The sequence below is a fragment of the Mycobacterium toneyamaense genome (assembly GCF_055384815.1).
Genome location: NZ_AP040333.1, coordinates 45421 through 66774 on the forward strand (window position 1 = coordinate 45421; position 21354 = coordinate 66774).

19 protein-coding genes and 1 pseudogene are annotated in these 21354 nt (G+C 66.9%); 17 read left to right on the top strand and 3 right to left on the bottom strand.

Features of this window, described 5'->3' with window-relative positions:
• The first annotated feature begins 6 nt into the window (after nucleotides 1–6).
• The 4 genes from ACZ5IQ_RS00235 to ACZ5IQ_RS00250 are packed head-to-tail and all read left to right on the top strand — an operon-like array spanning nucleotide 7 to nucleotide 3571.
• Complete coding sequence (locus tag ACZ5IQ_RS00235) at nucleotides 7–1695, top strand: serine/threonine-protein kinase (RefSeq protein ID WP_464480630.1); 1689 nt, start codon at nucleotides 7–9, stop codon at nucleotides 1693–1695.
• Nucleotides 1696–1750: 55 nt separating this feature from the next.
• The gene (locus ACZ5IQ_RS00240; RefSeq protein ID WP_212807838.1) at nucleotides 1751–2377 is read left to right on the top strand and encodes a TetR/AcrR family transcriptional regulator; all 627 of its coding nucleotides are present in this window, start codon (nucleotides 1751–1753) and stop codon (nucleotides 2375–2377) included.
• Nucleotides 2374–3030 carry an enoyl-CoA hydratase-related protein gene (locus tag ACZ5IQ_RS00245; RefSeq protein ID WP_212807839.1) on the top strand — a complete coding sequence of 219 codons (657 nt, stop codon included), beginning with the start codon at nucleotides 2374–2376 and terminating at the stop codon, nucleotides 3028–3030. The genes ACZ5IQ_RS00240 and ACZ5IQ_RS00245 overlap by 4 nt, the downstream gene beginning before the upstream one ends.
• Before the next feature lie 34 nt (nucleotides 3031–3064).
• Nucleotides 3065–3571, top strand: a complete 507-nt coding sequence (locus ACZ5IQ_RS00250) for a pyridoxamine 5'-phosphate oxidase family protein (protein WP_212807840.1) — start codon at nucleotides 3065–3067, stop codon at nucleotides 3569–3571.
• A 49-nt stretch (nucleotides 3572–3620) separates the two neighbouring features.
• On the opposite strand, the gene ACZ5IQ_RS00255 is transcribed toward ACZ5IQ_RS00250, so the two are convergent.
• Both ACZ5IQ_RS00255 and ACZ5IQ_RS00260 read right to left on the bottom strand, forming a co-directional pair.
• Nucleotides 3621–3932 carry a GNAT family N-acetyltransferase gene (locus ACZ5IQ_RS00255; protein ID WP_212807841.1) on the bottom strand — a complete coding sequence of 104 codons (312 nt, stop codon included), beginning with the start codon at nucleotides 3930–3932 and terminating at the stop codon, nucleotides 3621–3623.
• A gap of 79 nt (nucleotides 3933–4011) precedes the next feature.
• Nucleotides 4012–4308, bottom strand: coding sequence for a WhiB family transcriptional regulator (locus ACZ5IQ_RS00260; RefSeq protein WP_212807842.1), 297 nt, complete (start codon nucleotides 4306–4308; stop codon nucleotides 4012–4014).
• A gap of 351 nt (nucleotides 4309–4659) precedes the next feature.
• Here ACZ5IQ_RS00260 and ACZ5IQ_RS00265 point away from each other — a divergent pair, with 351 nt between their 5' ends.
• Nucleotides 4660–5433 carry a transcriptional regulator gene (locus tag ACZ5IQ_RS00265; protein WP_371824502.1) on the top strand — a complete coding sequence of 258 codons (774 nt, stop codon included), beginning with the start codon at nucleotides 4660–4662 and terminating at the stop codon, nucleotides 5431–5433.
• Between the two features lie 12 nt (nucleotides 5434–5445).
• Here the strand turns inward: ACZ5IQ_RS00265 and ACZ5IQ_RS00270 are convergent, their stop codons facing one another.
• Entirely contained in the window at nucleotides 5446–6642 is a 1197-nt protein-coding gene (locus ACZ5IQ_RS00270; RefSeq protein ID WP_212807843.1) for a MinD/ParA family ATP-binding protein, read from the bottom strand.
• Between the two features lie 517 nt (nucleotides 6643–7159).
• Between ACZ5IQ_RS00270 and ACZ5IQ_RS00275 the strand changes: the two genes are divergently transcribed.
• The 12 genes and pseudogenes from ACZ5IQ_RS00275 to eccD all read left to right on the top strand — a co-directional run bounded on the left by ACZ5IQ_RS00275 (nucleotide 7160) and on the right by eccD (nucleotide 21328).
• Nucleotides 7160–8020, top strand: coding sequence for an ESX secretion-associated protein EspG (locus ACZ5IQ_RS00275; RefSeq protein ID WP_212807844.1), 861 nt, complete (start codon nucleotides 7160–7162; stop codon nucleotides 8018–8020).
• A gap of 2 nt (nucleotides 8021–8022) precedes the next feature.
• The gene (locus tag ACZ5IQ_RS00280; protein WP_464480631.1) at nucleotides 8023–8541 is read left to right on the top strand and encodes a YbaB/EbfC family DNA-binding protein; all 519 of its coding nucleotides are present in this window, start codon (nucleotides 8023–8025) and stop codon (nucleotides 8539–8541) included.
• Nucleotides 8534–10255: a type VII secretion AAA-ATPase EccA gene (gene eccA / locus ACZ5IQ_RS00285; protein ID WP_212807846.1), complete on the top strand. Its 1722-nt coding sequence runs from the start codon at nucleotides 8534–8536 to the stop codon at nucleotides 10253–10255. The genes ACZ5IQ_RS00280 and eccA overlap by 8 nt, the downstream gene beginning before the upstream one ends.
• A gap of 3 nt (nucleotides 10256–10258) precedes the next feature.
• Complete coding sequence (gene eccB, locus ACZ5IQ_RS00290) at nucleotides 10259–11734, top strand: type VII secretion protein EccB (protein WP_212807847.1); 1476 nt, start codon at nucleotides 10259–10261, stop codon at nucleotides 11732–11734.
• On the top strand, nucleotides 11731–13968 hold the full coding sequence (gene eccCa, locus ACZ5IQ_RS00295; protein ID WP_133425723.1) for a type VII secretion protein EccCa: 2238 nt from the start codon (nucleotides 11731–11733) through the stop codon (nucleotides 13966–13968). The genes eccB and eccCa overlap by 4 nt, the downstream gene beginning before the upstream one ends.
• Nucleotides 13965–15710 carry a type VII secretion protein EccCb gene (eccCb, locus tag ACZ5IQ_RS00300; protein WP_212807848.1) on the top strand — a complete coding sequence of 582 codons (1746 nt, stop codon included), beginning with the start codon at nucleotides 13965–13967 and terminating at the stop codon, nucleotides 15708–15710. The genes eccCa and eccCb overlap by 4 nt, the downstream gene beginning before the upstream one ends.
• A gap of 172 nt (nucleotides 15711–15882) precedes the next feature.
• Entirely contained in the window at nucleotides 15883–16179 is a 297-nt protein-coding gene (locus ACZ5IQ_RS00305) for a PE family protein (RefSeq protein WP_212807849.1), read from the top strand.
• Between the two features lie 45 nt (nucleotides 16180–16224).
• The gene (locus ACZ5IQ_RS00310; RefSeq protein WP_212807850.1) at nucleotides 16225–17553 is read left to right on the top strand and encodes a PPE family protein; all 1329 of its coding nucleotides are present in this window, start codon (nucleotides 16225–16227) and stop codon (nucleotides 17551–17553) included.
• A gap of 97 nt (nucleotides 17554–17650) precedes the next feature.
• Nucleotides 17651–17956, top strand: coding sequence for a WXG100 family type VII secretion target (locus ACZ5IQ_RS00315; protein WP_212807851.1), 306 nt, complete (start codon nucleotides 17651–17653; stop codon nucleotides 17954–17956).
• Nucleotides 17957–18001: 45 nt separating this feature from the next.
• Nucleotides 18002–18286 carry a WXG100 family type VII secretion target gene (locus tag ACZ5IQ_RS00320; protein WP_212807852.1) on the top strand — a complete coding sequence of 95 codons (285 nt, stop codon included), beginning with the start codon at nucleotides 18002–18004 and terminating at the stop codon, nucleotides 18284–18286.
• A 106-nt stretch (nucleotides 18287–18392) separates the two neighbouring features.
• A pseudogene (locus ACZ5IQ_RS00325) lies at nucleotides 18393–19787 on the top strand (MinD/ParA family ATP-binding protein).
• Nucleotides 19784–21328 (top strand): type VII secretion integral membrane protein EccD, encoded by a 1545-nt coding sequence (gene eccD / locus ACZ5IQ_RS00330; protein ID WP_212807853.1) that lies wholly within the window; start codon nucleotides 19784–19786, stop codon nucleotides 21326–21328. Before ACZ5IQ_RS00325 ends, eccD begins: the two are co-directional and overlap by 4 nt.
• Nucleotides 21329–21354 lie beyond the last annotated feature (26 nt).

Sequence of the window (21354 nt, forward strand, 5' to 3'; positions counted from 1 at the left end):
TAGCCGGTGGAAGGGACACCGTTCGGCCGGTACCGGCTGATTGAGCTGCTCGGTCGTGGCGGCATGGGTGAGGTGTGGAAGGCCTACGACACCACCATGAAGCGCGTCGTCGCGATGAAGGTGCTGCCGCCGACCTTCGCCGACGACGAGCAGTACCAGGTGCGTTTCCGCAGGGAGGCCCACGCCGCGGCCGGGCTCGATGAGCCGCATATCGTGCCGATCCACGACTTCGGTGAGATCGACGACCGGCTGTTCGTGACGATGCGGCTGATCGACGGCAAGACCGTACAGCAGCTGTTGGCCGACGGACCACTGGCACCCGAGCGCGCCGTCTCGATCGTCGAGCAGATTGCTGCCGCGCTCGGCGCCGCGCATGGCGTGGGGCTGGTGCACCGCGACGTGAAACCCGCCAACATCCTGGTCACCCCAGACGATTTCGCGTACCTCATCGACTTCGGCATCGCCCGCGCCGCCGGCGAGACCAAACTGACCCACACCGGTGCCACCATCGGCACCGTCGCCTACATGGCACCCGAGCGCTTCACCAGCGACCGGTGCGACGCGCGGTCCGACATCTATGCGCTGACTTGCGTCCTGCACGAGTGCCTGACCGGAGCACCGCCATTTCCGGGCGACAGCATGGAGCGGCAGATCACCAGCCACCTCTATTCGGATCCGCCACGGCCGTCGACCATGCGGCCGGGGATTTCGGCATACATGGATCAGGTCATCGCCACCGGCATGGCGAAGGACCCCGAATTGCGCTACGCCACAACGAAAGACCTTGCCAACGCCGCGCGTTCCGCGCTGACCGGACCGGCGCAGCCCGCTCAGTTCGGTCAGCCCGCTCAGCAGACACCCCCGGCGTGGGCCGCCCCTTCGGTCCCCTACCCCACGACCGGCCCCGAGTCCTACCCGGCGCACGCGCACACGCAGTACGCGACACCGGCGCAAGGTCTGGGTGCCGGATCCGCGCAGTGGTCGCCGCCGCAGCTGGCGAACAACCAACCAGCCCAATCATGGTGGCGCAACTCGGCGGTGGTGATCGTCGCGGCCTTGGTCACGATCGTCGTCCTCGGGGGCGCCGGCATCGCGTACGTGATGTGGCCCGATAGCGGTTCGGGCGACCAGCCCCAGGCGACCAACCAGCCCAGCGCACAACTGTTTCCGTCGATGCCCACGGGTCCCGGGGGCACCGCCGGGTACCCGACCGGTTCGATGTCGACTCCCGCCTCCACCGCGGCGTCGACGCCGGCGGGACCGAGTCAGCTGCAGACCGCCGACGGTCTGACCAACCTGATCGGGACCATCAAGGCGAAGTTCGGCGACGCCATGGGATTCAAGCTCGTGGTGTACCCCGATTACGCGGTCATGGATCGCGTCTCCCCCACGAACAAGCACGTCGATCAGAGCTTCATGTACCGCGGCGGCAGCTGGAACAAGTGGGGCTCGGACACCAGCACCAGTTCGTTCGACGTGCTGGCGGACCTCGGCGCGATCAACGCGCAGGCGGTGGCCACCACCATGGCCGGTGCACCGCAGCAGCTGGGTGCGGAACCCGGCTCGCAGCTGTACCTCATCATCGAGGGCGAAGAGGGCGGCGGTCTGGGGCTCGCGATCCACTCCACGGCGCCCGGAACCGGATACATGCAGGTCAACGCCGACGGGACCATCAAGCAGATCTATCCGCCGTAACCTGCGACACCCCTGCTGCGTAGTAACGGAGCGATTGCTCTGTTATGGTGAGCCGGTGCCCCGGCCTCGTGTGTATGACCTCGACTCGGTGCTCGACGCTGCCGAATCGCTGGCCGTCGAGGCCGGGCCGGCCGGTGTCACCACCCGTTCGGTGGCCGCCGCGGCCGGCGTCTCCAACGGCGCGATCTATCACAACTTCGGCTCGCGAACCGAGCTCGTCGCCCGCACCTGGCTGCGTGCCGCACGCCGATTCCTCGATGTGCAAACGGAATTGGTCGACGCCGCCCTGGCCGACGCGGCCGCCGACCCCGTGGACGCCGTCGTCGCGGCAGCCCAGGCGCCCGCGGTGTTCTACGAGCGGCAACGGCAGTCGGCCCAACTGGTGTGGCGGGTGCAGCGCGATCAATTGCTCGGACCCGACCTGCCGGCGTCCCTGGCGGCTGAACTCAAAGACCTCGACCGTCAGCTCATCGACCTGATGGTGCGGCTGTCGTCGCACCTCTGGAACCGGCGCGACGGCGCGGCGGTCGATGCCATCACGGTGTGCATCGTCGACCTGCCGACCGCAATCATCTTGTCCCGCAACAGAATCAGCAACAGCTGGGCACGTGAACGGCTGACCGCAGCCGTACGTGCCGTCCTCGCCGACGAACCCACCCCAACCAGGAGGAAACAACCATGAGCATCACCGTCAGCTACCAGGACAAGATCGCCGTTCTCAACCTCGGCGATGACGAGAACCGCTTCTCGCTGGGCTTTCTCGACGACGTCAACGGTGCCATCGACGATCTCGTCGCGGGCGGCGCCCAGGGACTCGTGACCACCGGCGCCGGCAAGTTCTACTCCAACGGCCTGGATCTCGACTGGCTGATGGCGCACGGCGACCAGATGCAGTCCTACGTCGGGCGGGTCCACGCGCTGTTCGCGCGGGTGCTGACGCTGCCGATCCCGACGGCCGCCGCGGTCAACGGACACGCCTTCGGCGCCGGTGCGATGCTCGCCATGGCCCACGACTACCGGACCATGCGCGCTGACCGCGGGTTCTTCTGTTTCCCCGAGGTCGACATCCGGATTCCGTTCACGCCCGGTATGGCCGCGCTGATCCAGGCCAAGCTGACGCCGCAGGCGGCCATCGCGTCGATGACCACCGGCCGGCGCTTCGGTGGCGACGACGCCGCCAAGTACGGCATCGTCGAGCTGGCCACGGCCGAGGACGCGGTCGTCTCCTCCGCCGTGGATCTCGTGATTCCGGTGGCTGGCAAGGATTCCCAGACCATGGCCGCCATCAAGGCGACGATGTTCGCCCCGGCGATCGCGGCGCTGCAGGCCGGGTAACCGCCCCCAGGTGCGGCCTGATAGGCATAAGAGCGTGGGACAGAACGAGCGCAAGAAGATCGTCATGACCGACGACGAAATCGTCGAGTTCATCGATCGCAGCCGGACCGCGACCATGGCCACCGTCCTGGCCGACGGCCGGCCGCACCTGGTGGCCATGTGGTACGCCGTGCTCGACGGCGAAATCTGGTTCGAGACCAAGGCCAAGTCGCAGAAGGCGGTCAACCTGCGTCGGGATCCGACCATCACCGTGATGATCGAGGATGGTGACACCTACGGCACCCTGCGAGGTGTGTCGATCGACGGGACCGCCGAGATCGTCGAGGATCCCGACACCTGTCTGCGCGTCGGCATCAGTGTGTGGGAGCGGTACACCGGCCCCTACACCGACGAGATGCGCCCGTTCGTCGATCAGATGATGAACAACCGCGTCGCGGTCCGGGTCGTGCCGAGCCGCATGCGCAGCTGGGACCACCGCAAACTCGGCATGCCCGACATGCCGATCAGCGGCTCGACCGCGCAGTACCTGAACCAGCAGTGATCTCGGCGCGCCCCGTATCACTCTCCGATACGGAGCGCGCCCAAACCACTCAGGCCCGGTCGACCAGCGGCGCGTACTCGGGATGCTTGGCGATGTACCCGCTGACCATCGAGCATTGCGGCACGATGCGTAACCCTGCGGCACGGGTGGCGTCCAACGCCTCGGCGACGAGGATCGTCGCCAGCCCGCGGCCGCCGTACTCGGGCTGAACTTCGGTGTGCGGGAAGATTCGTCGGCCACCCCGGTCGATGTAATCGATCAGCCCGACCGTCTTGCCTTCGACGGCGATGGTGAATCGTCCGGCTTCGGCGGTGACTGTGGTCGGCGCTCCGGTCTTGTCGGTCGTGCTCGCAGTGGCCATAGAACCCACGGTAACCCTCTTGCGTAGAACCGCCGCCCGCGCTGCCGCCCCCTCAAACGGCAGCGTGGGCAAGCGGGTACTACGCGACTTCGAGGAAGATGCGGCGCTGGCGGCGGACCGGGTAGCCGTTGGCTTCGGCCAGGGACCGCAGCTGCTTCATCGCGAACGTCCGGCCGCGACCCTCCTCGGCCGGGATGACGATGCCGGCCCAGAGGCCTTCGGCGCGGGGCAGTTCGACGGCGTCACGCGCGCAGGCCCAGCGGCGCGGGCACTGGCGGCAGAGGGCCTTGGCCTCGTCGCTGGCGATCGTCGTCCACTGCTCCGGGCTCCGGGTGCACTCACCGAGCGGCAGGCCGTCCATGGCAATTGCGGTCATCGGAGTACTCCTTTGTTGTTGCGCTGCGACTGTTCCGTCGCGGTTGGGAAGAATCTATAGCACCAGACTGCAGTAATGCAACAGTTAAACCGTAGCGTTAGATATATCCGCAGGTCAGCGCGCTGCGAGGGCTCAAAAATCATCCGAATGGTCCGGAATAACATTGGTGAAAGTCGTGCTTTGGGGAGGGTGTACGGTCTAACTGAAGCGCTTGGCGCGAGACCGATACGGTTCAGTGACCGTTAACGCAATAGTTATGCGGGGCCGAACGGGTTAAGCTGTATCGGACTGCCGACGGTGCTCCGGATTTCGTGTTGAGCGCGGGCCGCAAGGGATGGGAGGTGACATCGGGTGCCGAACATCGATCCCGATGACGTCACCGAATACATCGCCCTGCCCGCAGTCGACCCCGGAATGGAGCGCGCCGGTGCGGCCGCCGCCGCCCGGCGGCGCGAGTTGGACATCAGCCAGCGCAGCCTTGCGGCCGACGGCATCATCAACGCCGGAGCGCTGATCTCATTCGAAAAGGGCCGCAGCTGGCCGCGGGAACGAACGCGCCTGCGTCTCGAAGAGGTGTTGCAGTGGCCGCCGGGAACCATCGCCCGGATCCGCAGCGGCGAGCCGGTCCCGACGACGCAGGTGCCGTTGGCGCCTCAGGCACAAGCTGCCCCAGCCCCGCCGTTGACCAACGCGGGCGAGGTTCCGCTGATCGCGCAGGCCGTCGTCGCCGCGGTGAACACGTTGGGAGCCACGGCCGACGCCCTGCCGGCGATCGAGGATTCTGAATTCACGCCGTGGGTCACGCAGATTCTGTCCGACCTGCGGCAACTCGAGGCCGTCGCCGCCAGCGCCGCCCGGCTCGGCCCGGTGTCGCCGCCGCTGATCAAGGCGTTGGGACTGGTGCGCGCCCGCATCGACGAACTGACGTTGCTCGGCGCGAAAGCGCCCACCGCGACGCTCGGGCAGCGGCTGTATGCAGCGCGCCGCAGTGCCAACCTGACCATTCAGGAGACGGCCCTGGCCGCCGGGGTTCCCGAGTCCGTCGTGGTCGGTGCCGAGGCCGAAGCGGCGGTGTCGGACCACGACAAAGAGCTGGTCGAAAAGCTGCTCGTGCAGCTGGTGTAGCCGCCGCGAGCGTCAGGAACGGTCGCGGTGCCGATCGTCACCGGTCGGGAAGTTCGCCGCCAGCGCGGCTGCGATCTCGATGAATTTGCGCCGCGTCGCCGGCGCCATTTCCCGGGTGCCGGCGATGACGCCGCCCGGCCGCAGGTGCGCATCGAACGGTACCTCGACGACGGCCTGCCCCTGCCCGGCGAACTGCTGGGCCAGGACCGAGCGGGTGCGTTTGTCGGCGTGGCCGTCGGAATCGTTGAGTACCACCACAGTTCGCTGCAGGAGACCATTGAGGCCGTGTGCCGCCAGCCAGTCGAGCGTCTGCCCGGCCGCGCCGGCACCGTCGACCCAGGGCGACGACACCACGATGAGCGCATCCAGATCCCGCAGCACCTCCTGCGTGACAGGGCTGTCCATCGTGGAGCTGCAGTCGATGATCGAGATGGTGAAATGGCGGTCCAGCCGCGAGGCGGCCTCGCGGTAGACGGCGGGATCCAGCACCCGGCGGCGGGCCGGGCTCGCCTCACCGGCCAGCACGAACAGCCCGGCGGCATTGCTGCCGACCCGGTTGCGGATGTCGGCGAAACTCTCCAGGTGCTGGTCGGACGCCAACTCCCAGTACGAGCTCAGGGCCTTGGGGTCGACGCGACTGCCGAGCTTGCCGAACGCGGTGTCGGCATCGACGGCCACTACCCGATCGTCCTGCCGGAGCTCGGCGAACAGCGACCCGATCGAGGCCGACACCGTCGTCTTGCCGACGCCGCCCTTGCCCATCACGCCGACCTTGTAGTGACCCGACAGCGCCGACCGGATCCGGTTGATCTGCTGTGCTTCCTGGATCTCGTCGGGTGACGGACCGAGGTTTACCAGCCCGAACGTCGCCTTGAACAGCGTCTTGCGCCAGCCGCGACCGGGCTCGGGCTTGCGGGTCCGGAGCAGGTCGTCGCGGCGGATGGCGTCGGCGTACGACCCGGGTGGCGTGAACTGACCCTGAGGACCGTGCGGCCAGGGTTGGTGCGGGTGCGGTCCCGGCTGCATCGGACCCGGCGGTACGGGACCGGGCTGCGGTGGGTAGCCGGTCCTGCGCTGCAGCGGTTCGGTGTGCTGCATGCCGGTGTTGCCGGCCGGATTTACCCGTGGCCAGGCCGGCGGCGTGTTCACGGGATGGCCGGCGAAAGCGCTTTCCGGGGGGTTGTGCTGCGGTTCGAAGTGGTCAGTCACCGAATACGCGCTTTCTCTCCTCGGTTCGCTCGACGCAGGTGCCAAGACGCAGATGCCATCCCAGTATCGACCACGCCGGCGCCGCCGGCGGGATGGCTGGGCCCAATTTCGTCGGCGCCCGTTCGGCCGACGGTCTGGGCCCCTTGGCTGCGGTGCTGCTGATTGGGTTGTCCACCAACGTTTTTCGCTGCGTGTCGACCGCGTCGACTGAGTGCGCGCCGTCGGTGAATTGGTGCGGATCCGGCGGCGGACCCGCTGGTAGGCTCGATGCGGGTTGTGGGGAAGCGCTGTGGGGGTGGTGTGGGGCCGCCCGCGCAGGTCAGATGCCGTGACTCGCGTAGGAGTTTGGCCATCGGCCTGCCGTCCGTCAGGTGGCGTACCAAGATGGTCACGGAGGACAGCGATGCCCGGCGCCTGGCGCCGGGAACAGGGGGTGGAGCGAGATGCAGCGGGTGGACACATGCGCCGGGCGTGATGCCGGGACGTCTGGGTCGGCTATGGCGCCGGGACGGTTGTCGTGACCGGCCCGTACACCGCGGCCAGCACCGCCTCGGGCGGCATCGACGACGTCATCGCGGTCGAGGTCACCATCGACGGCATGCTGGTCATCGCCGACAAGCTCGAGCTCATGGATTTCCCGATAAGCCTCGGCATCCGGCCGAACATTCCCCAGCTGGACCTTCGGGACCGGGTCTGGGAACAGGTGCGGCGGGATCTGACGGCGCAGGGCGTCCTCGACATCTACGGGAACCCGCATCCGGAAGTCGCCGCGATGGTCGACACCCTCAGCCGCGCCGACCGCACCATCGAGGGCCGCTGGTGGCGCCGCGACGTCGGCGGGAAGATGCTGCGGTTCGTGGTCTGTCGCAAGGGCGAACGCCATGTCGTCGCGGCCCGCGACGGCGAGATGATCGTCATCCAGCGGGTCGCCCCGCAGGTGGGCCTGGCCGGCATGGTGAATGCCGTGCTCGGCTCCGCCAACCCCGCCAACGTCGAGCCTCTGACCGCGTCGACCAGCCGGCTCAGTGACGCCCGCACCCCCGACCAGCTCACCCAGTTCGGCATCAGCCTGAGCTCGGCGCGGACCTATTCCGAACTCATCGCCAATCCCGACTCATGGGTCGAGCTCACCGCCAACGAGCGGCACGAGGGCGGTACGCACAGTGAGGCCGACGTGGCCGCCGGCGTTCTCGACTCCCGGCTGGGCCGCATCGTGTCCCTGCCGCGCAAGGTCAGCGGGGAGCTGTACGGCAGCTTCCTGGCGGGCACCGACGAGAACCTCGAACGCGCCCTGCAAGGGCTGTTGGAGTTCCTGCCGTCGCGGTCCTGGTTCGACACGGCCTCGGCGGGCGCCGCCGGCGACGATTACCAGGACTGACGTTGGCGGCCCACCATGATGACGGGTTCGATGACGAGCCGTCGGGCGACGATCCGGACGACGGCTCGGACGATGATCTCGGCGGCGCACTCGACTACCTCTACGCCGACGACGACGTCGTCCCTCCCGACGCCGGGGTCATCGAGGACGATGCGCCGTCCGCCGATGACGCGCCTGTCCCGTTCGGGTACACGGTCACCAACCCGCCGCAGACGGTGACCGTCACGGCCCTCATGGACGGCCGGATCCACCGCATCCGACTCGCTCCGGGCGTCACCGACATGACGGAAGTCGAACTGGCGGACGAGATCCTCGTGATCGCCGGACTCGCTCGCCAGGACGGCAGGTCGGCGCAATACGACGTCATGTACTCGGGACTGCGGGAACTGGGTCACGACCGCGCAGAGGCGAAGGATTTCCTGTCGCGCAGTCTCGACCTGCCGTCGCCGGAAGAGGCCGCCGCGACGCGTGCCCAGATCTTTGCCACCAGATATTCAGGGGAAGTAGACGCCAATGAGTGACCAACTCGCCGCCATGTTCAACAACGCCGTCGGCATGCTGGACACCGCACCGGCGCGTTCGATGCAGCTGTTCAGTGAGATCACGTCTGTCGACGAGACTGCGTGTGACGCCTGGATCGGGCGCATTCGCTGCGGCGACACCGATCGGACCACGTTGTTCCGCGCTTGGTACTCACGCGGCAACCTCGGCATGCTCGCCGGCCAGGCCGAGGTGTCGCTGGCGCAGGTCAACGCCCGGGTGCGTATCGGCGGCGAGCTCGGCGACATCACCTATCCCGTGAACTCGCCCCTCGCGCTGACGCTGGCGTTCGCCGTCAACGAGGCGGCCGAGGGCAATTACGCCGACGCGCTGGAAGCCGTGGAGGGCGCGGCGGTCGGCGGTTCGGAGCATTTGGTGGCGTGGGTAAAGGCCGTCATCTACACCGGCGGTCAGCGCTGGACCGATGTCATGGAGGTGCTCCGGGGTTCGGAGAGCTGGCCGGACGCCTTCCTGGCCGGTGCCGCCGGCGTGGCCCGTGGCGTCGCGGCAGCCAACCTCGGCCTGTTCACCGAGGCCAAGGACAAGCTGACCGAAGCCAATGAATCGCCGGCCGGAACGGCGTGCGGCCGGCCCATCGCGTGGTACCTGGCAATGACGTTCCGCGAGCAGGGCAACGAAGAGGGTGCCCGTCGCCTGCTGGAATGGCTGCAGGCCAACTTCCCCGAGCCGAAAGTCGCTGAGGCGCTTCGCGATCCGAACTACCGGCTGCAGACCACCACGACAGAGAAGATCGCCGCTCGGTCGGACAAGTGGGATCCGAACAGCGTCGTGGCCGACACCTCGGCGCGCGACAAGATGCTCAGTGACGCGCAGGCCGAACTCGACCGGCAGATCGGCCTGGCCAAGGTCAAGGAGCAGATCGAGACCTACCGCGCCGCAACGCAAATGGCGAAGATCCGGGCCGCGCGTGGCATGAAGGTCGCGCAGCAGTCCAAGCACATGATCTTCACCGGACCGCCGGGAACCGGCAAGACGACCATCGCGCGCGTGGTCGCCAACATCCTCGCCGGTCTCGGGGTCATCGCCGAGCCCAAGCTCATCGAGACGTCCCGCAAGGACTTCGTCGGCGAGTACCTCGGCCATACCGCCGTGAAGACGTCCAAGGTCATCGACCGGGCCCTTGGCGGCGTGCTGTTCATCGACGAGGCCTACACGCTGATCCAGGACGGACTGCAGGGCGGTGACGCCTTCGGCTCGGAAGCCATCGACACCCTGCTGGCCCGTATGGAGAACGACCGCGACCGGCTGGTCGTCATCATCGCGGGCTACAGCTCGGACATCGACCGGCTGCTGGAAGCCAACGACGGTCTCCGCTCCCGCTTCGCCACCCGTATCGAGTTCGAGTCCTACTCCCCCGAGGAGATCGTCGAAATCGCGAAAGTCATTGCCAAGAGCAATGATTCGCTGATCAACGACGAAGCGGCCAAGCAGGTGCTGGAAGCGGCGACCACGCTGTACCAGCACGAGCTGAACGGCAAGCCGGCCATCGACATCGCGGGTAACGGCCGCTATGCGCGCCAGCTGGTCGAGGCCGGTGAGCAGGCCCGCGACATGCGCCTCGCCCGCTCGATGGACATCGAGAGCCTGAGCGTCGAAGCGCTCGGCGAGATCACCGGCGACGACATGGCTTCCGCGATCAGCGGGGTGCATCGGCGCCTGAGTATCGGCGAATAACCGATGGCTGATTTCCGGCTCACCACCAAGGTTCAGGTCAGCGGCTGGCGCTTCCTGCTCCGCCGCGTCGAGCACGCCATCGTGCGGCGCGACACCCGGATGTTCGACGACCCGCTGCAGTTCTACAGCCGGTCGGTGTCCGCAGGCATCGTCGTCGCGGTCATTGTCTGTCTCGGTGCGGCGATGCTGGCGTACTTCAAACCGCAAGGTAAGCGCGGCGGGGACTCGCTGCTCGTCGACCGCAGCACGAACCAGCTGTATGTGGTGATGCCCGGGGGCTCGGGGCAGATCCGTCCGGTCTACAACCTGACGTCGGCGCGGCTGGTTCTCGGCCACACCGGTGAGCCGCAGGTCGTCAAGCCTGCGGAACTGTCCAAGATGCCGAAGGGCCAACCCATCGGCATCCCCGGTGCGCCCTACGCGACGCCGGTGAACGGCACGTCGGGCACCTGGTCGGTGTGCGACACCGTCACCAAGCCCGAGAGCGTCACCCCGACCGTCGAGACCTCGGTGCTCGTCGAACCCGTCGTTCTGGGCGGCGGCGTCGGCCCCATCCGGCCAGATCAGGGCGTGCTGGTCAAGTACCAGGACAAGACCTGGCTCATCACCAAGGACGGACGGCATTCGATCGACCTGGCCGACCGCGCGCTGACCTCTGCCGTGGGAATTCCGGTCGGTTCGAAGTCGGCGCCCATCTCGTCCGGCCTGTTCAACGCGCTGCCGAACGTCGGCCCCTGGGCCCTGGCCCCGATCCCGGCCGCGGGCGCGCCCAACACCGTCGGCCTGCCGCCGAACCTGGTGAACGGCACGGTGTTCCAGACCGTCACCGACAACAGCAAGCAGCAGTACGTGGTGCTGCCGGACGGCGTCGCGAAGGTCAACGACACCACGGCGGCCGCGCTGCGCGCCACGAACTCGTACGGGCTGATCTCGCCGCCGTCGGTGGAATCCAGCGTCGTCGCCAAAATCCCCGAGCAGACCTATACGTCACCGCTGCCGGCGAAGCCCATGACCATGCTGCTGCCGCAGGACGATCCGACGGTGTGCTGGGCGTGGCAGCGCGAAGCCGGTGACCAGGGTGCCAAGACCACGGTGATCGTCGGTCGGCACCTGCCGATCTCGCCGAGCTCGATGGGCAACGGCATCAAGCAGATCAGCGGTGACGCCACCGTCTACATCGACGGCGGTCAGTTCATCCGGCTGCAGTCGCCAGACCCGCGGTACGGCGAGGCCCAGTACTACGTCGACGCCCAGGGCGTCCGATACGGGATAGCCAACGACGACACTGCGAAGGCCCTCGGCCTCAGCGGCGCCACCACGGCACCGTGGCAGGTGGTCGGTCTGCTGATGGAAGGCCCGGTCCTGTCGAAGGAGGCGGCGTTGCTCGAACACGACACGCTGCCGGCTGATCCGAAACCGCGGAAGGTGGGCGGCAGCAACGAGGCCGCGGCGCCGCCGCATCCGGGAGGTGCGTCATGACGACCAAGAAGTTCACCCCGTCGATGAAGCGCGGTCCGCGCCTGACCCCGGGTGAGATCAACGTGACGCCGCCCGACGACCTGGGCATTGAGATCCCCGCGTCGGGCATGCAGAAGGCGATGCCGTACGTCATGGGCGGCGGCATGCTCGGAATGATCGCGATCATGATCTTCACCGGCGTCCGTCAGCTGTCGCCGTACATGCTGATGATGCCGCTGATGATGATCATGGGCACTGTCGGCTACATGGCCAGCGGCGGTGGCGGCGGCAAGAAGGTGCCGGAGATCAACGAGGACCGCAAGGAGTATCTGCGGTACCTGGCCGGCCTGCGGACCCGCGTCACGTCGTCGGCCGACGCGCAGGTGACGTTCTTCAGCTACCACGCACCGCATCCCGAGGACCTGCTGTCCATCGTGGGCACGCAGCGGCAGTGGTCGCGCAGTGTCAGCGGCAACAACGCCGACTTCTTCATGGGTGCCCGCATCGGCATCGGCGCCCAGGCGGCGGTCGACCGGTTGCTCAAGCCGAACATCGGGTCGGACCTCGCGGGCCCGATGGCCGCACCGCAGGCTCATCTGGAGCCGGTCAGCCACATGTGGGTGACCAAGTTCCTGCGCACCCACGGTCTGGTGCACGACTGCCCGAAGCTGGTGATCCTCAAGAGCTACCCGACCATCGCCATCGGTGGTGATCCGGAAGGGTCGCGGGGTCTGCTCGCCGCCATGATCTGCCACCTGGCGGTCTTCCATCCGCCGGACCTGCTGCAGATCCGGGTCCTGATGGACGATCTCGACGATCCCGACTGGGCGTGGCTCAAGTGGCTGCCCCACGTGCAGAGCCAGACCGAGTTCGACGACGCCGGGCCCAGGCGCCTGGTGTTCACCAAGCCGGACGGGCTGGCGGACCTGACGGCGCGCGGTCCGCACAGTGCCGACGCGCCCCCGTCGGGCCCATATGTTCTGGTGGTCGATCTGACGGGCGGCAAGGCCGGCTTCCCGGTCGACGGTCGCGCCGGCGTCACCGTCATCACCAAGGGCAACCACCGGTCGGGCTATCGCATCAAGGTCAATCCCGACGGCTCGTGCGAGGACCGCACGGCGTCCCAGCCATGGCGTGAGGTGACCACCGTGACCGACTCGGTGACCCCGACGTCGGCCGGCCGGTTGGCGCGCAAGCTCGCGGGCTGGTCCATCACCGGCACGATCATCGACAAGGGCACCCGCGTACAGAAGAAGGTGTCGAGCGAGTGGCACCACCTGGTCGGCGCGCGCTCGGTCGAGGAGGTGACGCCGCGGCGGTGGCGGATGTACTCGGATACGGATCAGGACCGGTTGCGCATCCCGTTCGGCCACCAGCTCAAGAATGGCGAGATCATGTATCTCGACATCAAGGAGGGCGCCGAATTCGGTGCCGGTCCGCACGGCATGCTGATCGGTACGACGGGTTCCGGTAAGTCGGAATTCCTTCGTACCCTGATCCTTTCACTGGTGGCGACGCATCATCCGGATCAGATCAACCTGCTGCTGACCGACTTCAAGGGCGGTTCGACATTCCTGGGTATGGAGAAGCTGCCGCACACCGCGGCTGTCGTCACCAACATGGAAGAGGAAGCCGAACTCGTCGGCCGTATGGGTGAGGTGCTCACCGGTGAGCTGGACCGCCGGCAGAACATCCTGCGTCAGGCCGGTATGCAGGTCGGCGCGGCCGGTGCGCTGTCGGGCGTCGCCGAGTACGAGAAGTACCGCGAGCGTGGGGCCGATCTGCCGCCGCTACCAACGCTTTTCGTCGTCGTCGACGAGTTCGCGGAGTTGCTGCAGAACCACCCGGACTTCATCGCGTTGTTCGACCGTATCTGTCGCGTGGGCCGGTCGCTGCGTGTGCACCTGCTGTTGGCGACGCAGTCACTGAACACCGGTGGCGCCCGCATCGACAAACTGGAGCCGAACCTGACGTACCGAATCGCGTTGCGTACCACGAGCTCCGCCGAATCCAAGGCGGTGATCGGTACGCCCGAGGCGCAGTACATCACCAACAAGGAGAGCGGCGTCGGCTTCCTCCGTGTCGGTATGGAGGATCCGGTCAAGTTCAAGAGCATCTACACCGGCGGCACCTATGTGCCGACGGCGGCGGAGAACGACGAAGGTGACGACGCGCCACGAGTGGTGGCGCAGAACAACTTCCGGATTCGGCCGTTCACCGCTGCGCCGATGGCAGATTCGGGAGTCGGACGATGACGAACACCGAACAGCGCGCGTTGCGCGAAGTGGTGCTGAACCAGCTGACGACCGGCGAGAGCCGGGCGTACAAGATGTGGCTGCCGCCGCTGCTGGATCCGATGCCGGTCAACGAGCTGGTGGAGCGCGACCAGCGGGCCCCGCTGCGCTTCGGTCTGGGCATCATGGACGAACCGCGTCGCCACAAGCAGGAAGTGTGGGGCATCGACACGTCGGCGGCCGGTGGCAATATCGCGGTCGGCGGAGCGCCGCAGACCGGGAAGTCGACGTTCCTGCAGACACTGGTGCTGTCGGCGGCCGCGACCCACTCCCCCAGACAGGTGCAGTTCTACTGCGTCGACCTCGGTGGTGGTGGCCTCATGTACCTCGAGGATCTGCCGCACGTCGGTGGCGTCGCCACCCGTTCCGAACCGGACCGAGTACAGCGTGTCGTCGCGGAAATGAAAGCCGTTCTGCGGCAACGTGAATTGACTTTCAAAGAGCTCCGTATCGGGTCGATTGCCAGTTACCGGCAGTTGCGTGAAGATCCGAATCACCCTGCGTCGCAGGATCCGTTCGGTGACGTCTACCTGATCATCGACGGCTGGCCGGCCTTCATCGGTGAGTTCCCGGACCTGGAGCCCGTGGTCCAGGACCTTGCCGGTCAGGGCCTGGCGTTCGGAGTGCACGTCATCATCTCGACGCCGCGCTGGACGGAACTGAAATCCCGTGTCCGTGACTACCTGGGCACGAAGGTCGAATTCCGCCTCGGTGACGTCAACGAGACGCAGATCGACCGCATCACCCGCGAGATTCCGGCGAACCGCCCCGGCCGGGCGGTGTCGATGGAGAAGCACCACCTGATGATCGGCGTGCCCCGGATGGACGGGGTGCACAGCGCAGCCGACCTCGTGCCGGCCATCACCGCTGCCGTCGACCACATCGCGTCGCTGCACACCGACATGGCACCGCGCGTGCGCGTGCTGCCCGAGCGCATCTACCTGCACGAACTCGACCCGAATCCGCCCGGACCGGAGAACGACTACCGCACCCGGTGGACGGTGCCGGTGGGCGTGCGCGAATCCGACCTCTCGGTGGCGTACAACCACATGTACAACACGCCGCACCAGCTCATCTTCGGTGCGCCGAAGTCGGGCAAGACCACCATTGCGCACGCAGTGGCGGAGGCGATCTGCAAGCGCAACAGCCCCGATCAGGTGCGGTTCATGCTCGCCGACTTCCGGTCTGGCCTGCTCGACGCGGTGCCCGAGACACACCTGCTCGCGGCTGGTGCCATCAACCGCAACATCGCTGCACTGGAAGAGTCCATCAAGGCGCTGGCGGTGAACCTGAAGAAGCGGCTGCCGCCACCGGACCTGACGACGTCCCAGCTTCGCTCACGGTCGTGGTGGAGCGGTCCGGACGTGGTGCTGCTGGTCGATGACTGGCACATGATCGTCGCCGCCAGCGGTATGGGGTCGCCGATGGCGCCATTGGCGCCGCTATTGCCCGCCGCTGCCGATATCGGTCTGCACATCATCGTGACATGTCAGATGAGTCAGGCGCACCGGTCCACGATGGACAAGTTCGTCGGTACCGCTTATGGCGCCGGAACGCCGACGATGTTCCTGTCGGGCGAGAAAGCGGAGTTCCCGTCGAGCGAGTTCAAACTCCGTCGTAGGCCCCCTGGCCAGGCGCTTCTGGTGTCACCGGACGGTAAGGAGGTCATCCAGGCGGCCTATGTTGATCCTCCGGCGGAATAAGTGTAGGTGACCCCCCAAAACCCTCGGTAGTATCAGTTTCAGACGTTCAGCAACGCTAAACGCCCGCTGATCGGCCTAGGGGGAACGGGGGTTCCGTGGGGGATCTTCAATTCTTATCTGTGCCGTTCGCACAATTCCATACCGCGATCTTGAATTGGTAAGGAGAAAAGAAATGCAGCCTTTGCAACATGAAGAGGGCGCGATCGGCGTCGGCACGCAGGTTGTCGCCAACGGAGCGCGTGGCGTTGCGACCGGCACCGCCACCATGACGGAGGCCAGCACCCTGGTCCCGGCCGGTGCAGACGAAGTGTCGCTGCAGGCCGCCATGGCATTCGCCGTCGAAGGCGTCGAGGTCATGGGCATCAACGCCTTCGCCCAGGAAGAGCTGGCGCGTGCCGGCGCGGCGTACGTCGAGGCGGGCGCCATGTATGAGGCCACCGACGTGGCTACGTCAGCGACCCTGATCTAGCCACCGCGTACGACGAGCCCACAAAGAGCCTGAGGACAGCACATCATGGGGCTTCCCGCCATGCCGGCGATGTTCTACGGAGCATTCCCGCCGGAGATGAACACCGGCCGACTCATGGCCGGTGCAGGCCCTGCGCCGATGCTGCAAGCAGCTGCAGGGTGGGAAGCGTTGGCCGTTGCGCTGGAGACGCAGGCGGTGGAGCTTGCCGCCAGCTTGGCGGAGCTGAGCGCGAACTGGTCCGGCATGGGCAGTGAACGGGCCGTCACGGCAACCACGCCGATGGTGACGTGGCTACACACCACTGCTGTGCAGGCACAGAAGCGCGCGATGCAGGCATTGGCACAGGCGGAGTCATACAGCTTGGCCTTGGCCACCACTCCGCAGCTGCCGGAAATCGAGATGAACCACGTCACGCACGGTGTACTCGAGGCCACGAATTTCCTGGGTATCAATACGGTGCCCATCGGCTTCAACGAGGCGGACTACGCGCGCATGTGGGCGTTGGCGGGCTCGGTGATGGAGACGTATCAGGCCGAGACCACCATGAACACGTTGTTCGAACCCATTCTGCCGCCAAAGCCCATCGTGATACCTGGAGTCGGCGAGGCGACGGAAGCGGCGATTGTCGCGCGAACCGCGATGGGGGTATCCGAGGCAGTGGCGCGCAATTTGGTCATTTCGCAGGTGGCCAGCCAGGCGGCAATCGAAGACGCGGCGCTGATGGTCGGAAATGCTGCGGCGCAGGCGAATTTCGCGGGACAGCGGGCCCAGGGCCAGGCGTCCAAGGCCGAATCGGCCGCGCAGCGTGCCAGCGAGCAACAGGACAAAGGCCAGCAGGGCGCGCAAATGATGATGCAGGTGGTCTCGCAGGTCGGTTCGCAGGCCGCGCAGCTGCCGCAGCAGCTCGGCCAGCTCATCACGCAGCCGGTTCAGCAGTTGAGCCAGCCGATGCAACAGATGACGCAGATTTTCAGTCAGCTGGGAAGCAGCTTCGGACAGAACAACGGGCCGCAGATCGGCCTCATGGGCGCCAGCCCCTTCTCCAATCACCCGCTGGCGGGTGGTTCGGGCGCGACATCGGGTGCGGGCTTGGTTCGCGCCGCGTCACTGCCGGGCATGGGCGGTTCGGCCCCGCGGACGCCGCTGATGGCCTCGCTGGTCGGTGGCGTCGATAACGCCTCGACCGCTTCGTTGGAGGCCGGCGCGGCAGCGGGTTCTTCCGGCGCCGGAAAGGCGCCGGTGAGCAGTGCCGGCGGTGCCGGGGCCGGAATGGGTCCCGCCGGCAAAGCAGAGAAAGGCGGGGGGACGAGGGAGGCCCTCAAGGCACCCGGGGTTCTGGTACAGGACCTCGACGACGATGACGACGACTGGTGAGTCGTCGCTTAACACACAGGCTTTCCGGCCCAGGGGGGTCGGCAAGGACTCGCCATTCCCGTGGTGAGGACACAGGAAACAGAAAAGGTGATCCAGCATGACGAGCATGAATACAGATGCCGAAGTCCTCGCCTCAGAGGCAGCGAACTTCGATCGCATCGCGGGCGAGCTGACCGGCGTCAAGACCCACGTCGACGCGGTGGCAGGCCAGCTCGCGACGCACATGAAGACACCCGAGGCGGGCATGGCGGCCCAGGCTGCATTGACTCGCTTCGACGAGGCCATGACGCAGCAGCTGAAGGAACTGGCTGACATCTCTACCAACATCCAGACTGCCGGCGTGCAGTACACCGCGGCCGATGCCGACGCCGGGTCGTCGCTGTCGAGCCAGATGCAGATCTAGCCAGACCAACCACTACGTACAACGACTCAGAAGCGGAGAAGACAAATGGCACAGGACTGGAATTTCGCCGGCATCGAGGGCAGCGCTGGCGACTTGGCCGGCGCCGTGAGCACGACACAGGGCTTGCTGGACGAGGGCAAGGCCTCGTTGGCGAAGCTGGCTTCCGTGTGGGGCGGCTCGGGTTCGGAGGCCTACCAGGCCGTCCAGCAGCGGTGGGACAACACCGCGATGGAGCTCAACAACGCGCTGCAGAGCCTCGGGCATGCCGTCAGCGAGGCCGGTGGCCAGATGCAGTCGACCGAGCACGGCGTCACCGGAATGTTCGGCTAGGCGATCCACGCGACGCAACACAGGAGGTGGGCAGGTCGGCGTAGGGTCGACTCTGCCCACCTCATGTGCGTTCCCGGTGTAATCCACACACAATCGAGAGGTACTCATGTCCGCCGACTATGACCGGCTTTTCAACAACTCGCCGGGCCAGGCCGACAACGAGGAAGCCACGCGAACCGTCGACCATGCGACCCTTGCTGCCGCCGCGCAGATGTCTGCCTCCGCGGCCGCTGCCTCGGCTGCAGGGGCCGAATCGCCGTCGGGCCCGCCCGTTGCCGGCCAGCCACAGCAGCCGCCGGGCATGGTCCCGCCGCCGCGGCCGTCTGAAGTGACGACTTAAATGCCGCCTACGCCACCGCAATTCATGCAGAACGGCCTGATGCGCTCGCCGCAGGGCGCGCCGATGGCCGGCGCGCAGTACGAGCAGCCGCAGCACGCCCCGATGATGATGCCGCCCCCACCGCGGCACATGCAGCCGCCGCCACAGCACTACGCCATGGATCCCCAGGCCGACATGCAGTGGACCGAGCAGCACATGCCGGACCAGACGTCGGCCGCCACCATCGGCGACCACCGCGCCATCGACGCGCTGTCTCACGTCGGCGTGCGGGCCGGGGTGAAGATGCCGTCGCAGCGTGGTTGGCGCCACGTGCTGTACCTGCTCACGCGGATCAACCTGGGCCTGTCGCCCGACGAACTGTACGAGTTGGACCTCTACACCCGGATCCGACGTAATGCCCGCGACTCGTACCAGATCGGTGTGCTCGGGCTGAAGGGCGGCGTCGGCAAGACGGCTGTCACGGTCACTCTGGGATCTGTCATGGCGAAAGTCCGCGGTGACCGAATCCTGGCTGTCGACGCCGATCCGGACGGTGGCAACCTGGCCGACCGGGCCGGCCGGCAGTCGGCCGCGACCATCTCGGATCTGTTGTCCGACAAGGAACTTGCGCGCTACAACGACATCCGCGCGTACACCAGCATGAATGCCTCCAACCTCGAGGTGCTGTCGTCGGCCGAGTACAGCGTCGCGCGCCGCGACTTCAACGAAGAGGACTGGTCGGCCGCGGTCAAGATCGTCTCGCAGTACTACAACCTGGTGCTCGCCGACTGCGGCGCGGGTTTGTTCCACCAGGCATCGCGAGCCGTGTTGTCGACCGTGTCCGGTCTGGTGATCGTCGCTAGCGCCTCGATCGACGGTGCCCGCCAGGCAGCGGTGACCATGGACTGGTTGCGCCAGAACGGATATCAGGATCTGCTGGGCCGGGCGTGTGTGGTCATCAACCACGTGACACCGGGCAAGACCAACATCGACGTCGACGACCTGGTGCAGCAGTTCGAGCGGCACGTGCCGGCCGGCCGCGTCGTCGTACTGCCGTGGGACAAGCACATCGCCGCCGGTTCCGACATCCAGTTCGACCTGTTGGGCAAGACCTACCAGCGGCGCATCACCGAACTCGCCGCGGCGCTGTCCGACGACTTCGACAGGCTCGAGCGCCGGTGACCGCATCGGCCGGCCCCGCAACCGCCGCGCCCACCGCGGCAGCTGACAATCCGACAAGGCAGTCGACCACCCGGGTCACCATCCTGACGGGTCGACGCATGACCGATCTGGTCCTGCCGGCGTCGACGCCGATCGAGACCTACATCGACGAGACGGTCAACGTCCTCGCCGATCTGCTCGACGACACCCCGGCCGATGTGTTGGCCGGGTTCGACTTCAAGGCCCAGGGCGTCTGGGCGTTCGCGCGCCCGGGGTCGCCGCCGTTGAAGTCCACCGAGTCGCTCGACGACGCCGGGGTCGTCGACGGTGCCCTGCTGACCTTGGTGTCGGTGAGTCGGACCGAACGCTACCGGCCGCTGGTCGAGGACGTCATCGACGCCATGGCGGTGCTCGAAGAGTCCCCAGAGTTCGACGGCGCCGCGCTGAAACGGCTTGTCGGACTGGCCATCCCAGTCGCGACGCTCGCAGTTGCTGGTGCGTCGTTGTGGTCGTGGTCGCAGTCCGGCCACGGTTGGTGGTGGCCGGTCGCGCTCGGCCTGCTGGGCGCGCTGGTGTTGGGCGGCAGCTTCGTTGCCAAGAGCCGCTACGACAACGTCGATCTGTCCGAGAGTCTTCTCGTGGCCTCGTTGCCGCTGTTGGGTGGCGCGGCCGCATTGGCGGTTCCGCTCCCTCGGGGCATCAACGACATGGGTGCGCCGCAGCTCGCCGGGGCGGCGGCGGTGATTCTGATCGTCGTGCTGGCGACCCGCGGCGGGCCGCGCAAACGTGCTGCGGTGGCAGCTTTCCTGGCGGTCATCGCGGCCGCGGTGACCGGCGCCGCCATCGCTTACGGATATGGCGGAGCTTCGTGGGTTCCCGCCGGTGCCATCGCCCTCGGACTGATCGTCGTGACCAACGCGGCGAAGCTCACGGTCGCGGTGGCGCGGATCGCGCTGCCGCCGATCCCGGCCCCGGGTGAGGTGATCGCGAACGAGGAACTGCTGGATCCGGTTGCCGCGCACAGCAATGTCATCGACGAAGAGTCGGCGACATGGCGCGCGATCATCGATTCGGTGCCTGATTCCGCGGCCCGCCTGACAGAACGCAGCACGCTGGCACGACAGCTGTTGATCGGCTTCCTGAGCGCCGGTGTCACGGTGCTGACCTACGGTGCCATCGCGATCGTGGTGCAGGGACACTTCTTCGTGCACTCGCTGATCGTCGCGGGACTGGTGACGGTCGTCTGCGGCTTCCGGTCGCGGCTCTACGCAGAACGGTGGTGCGGCTGGGCACTGTTGGCGGCGACGGTGGCCATCCCGACCGGGGTGATGATCAAGTTGGTCTCGTGGGATGCCGACAGCGCCTGGCTGGTGATAGTGCTGTACGTCGCCCTTGCGCTGGTGGCGCTGATCACCGTCGGTGCGACGGACGGCGTCGGCCGCGTCTCGCCGGTGACGAAGAGGATCTTGGAGCTGACCGATGGAGCGGCGATTGCCGCGGTGATTCCGTTGCTGCTGTGGATCGCCGGGGTCTACGACAACATCCGGAACATCCGGTTCTGACGGGTCTTTCGGCCGCGCCCGGAGCG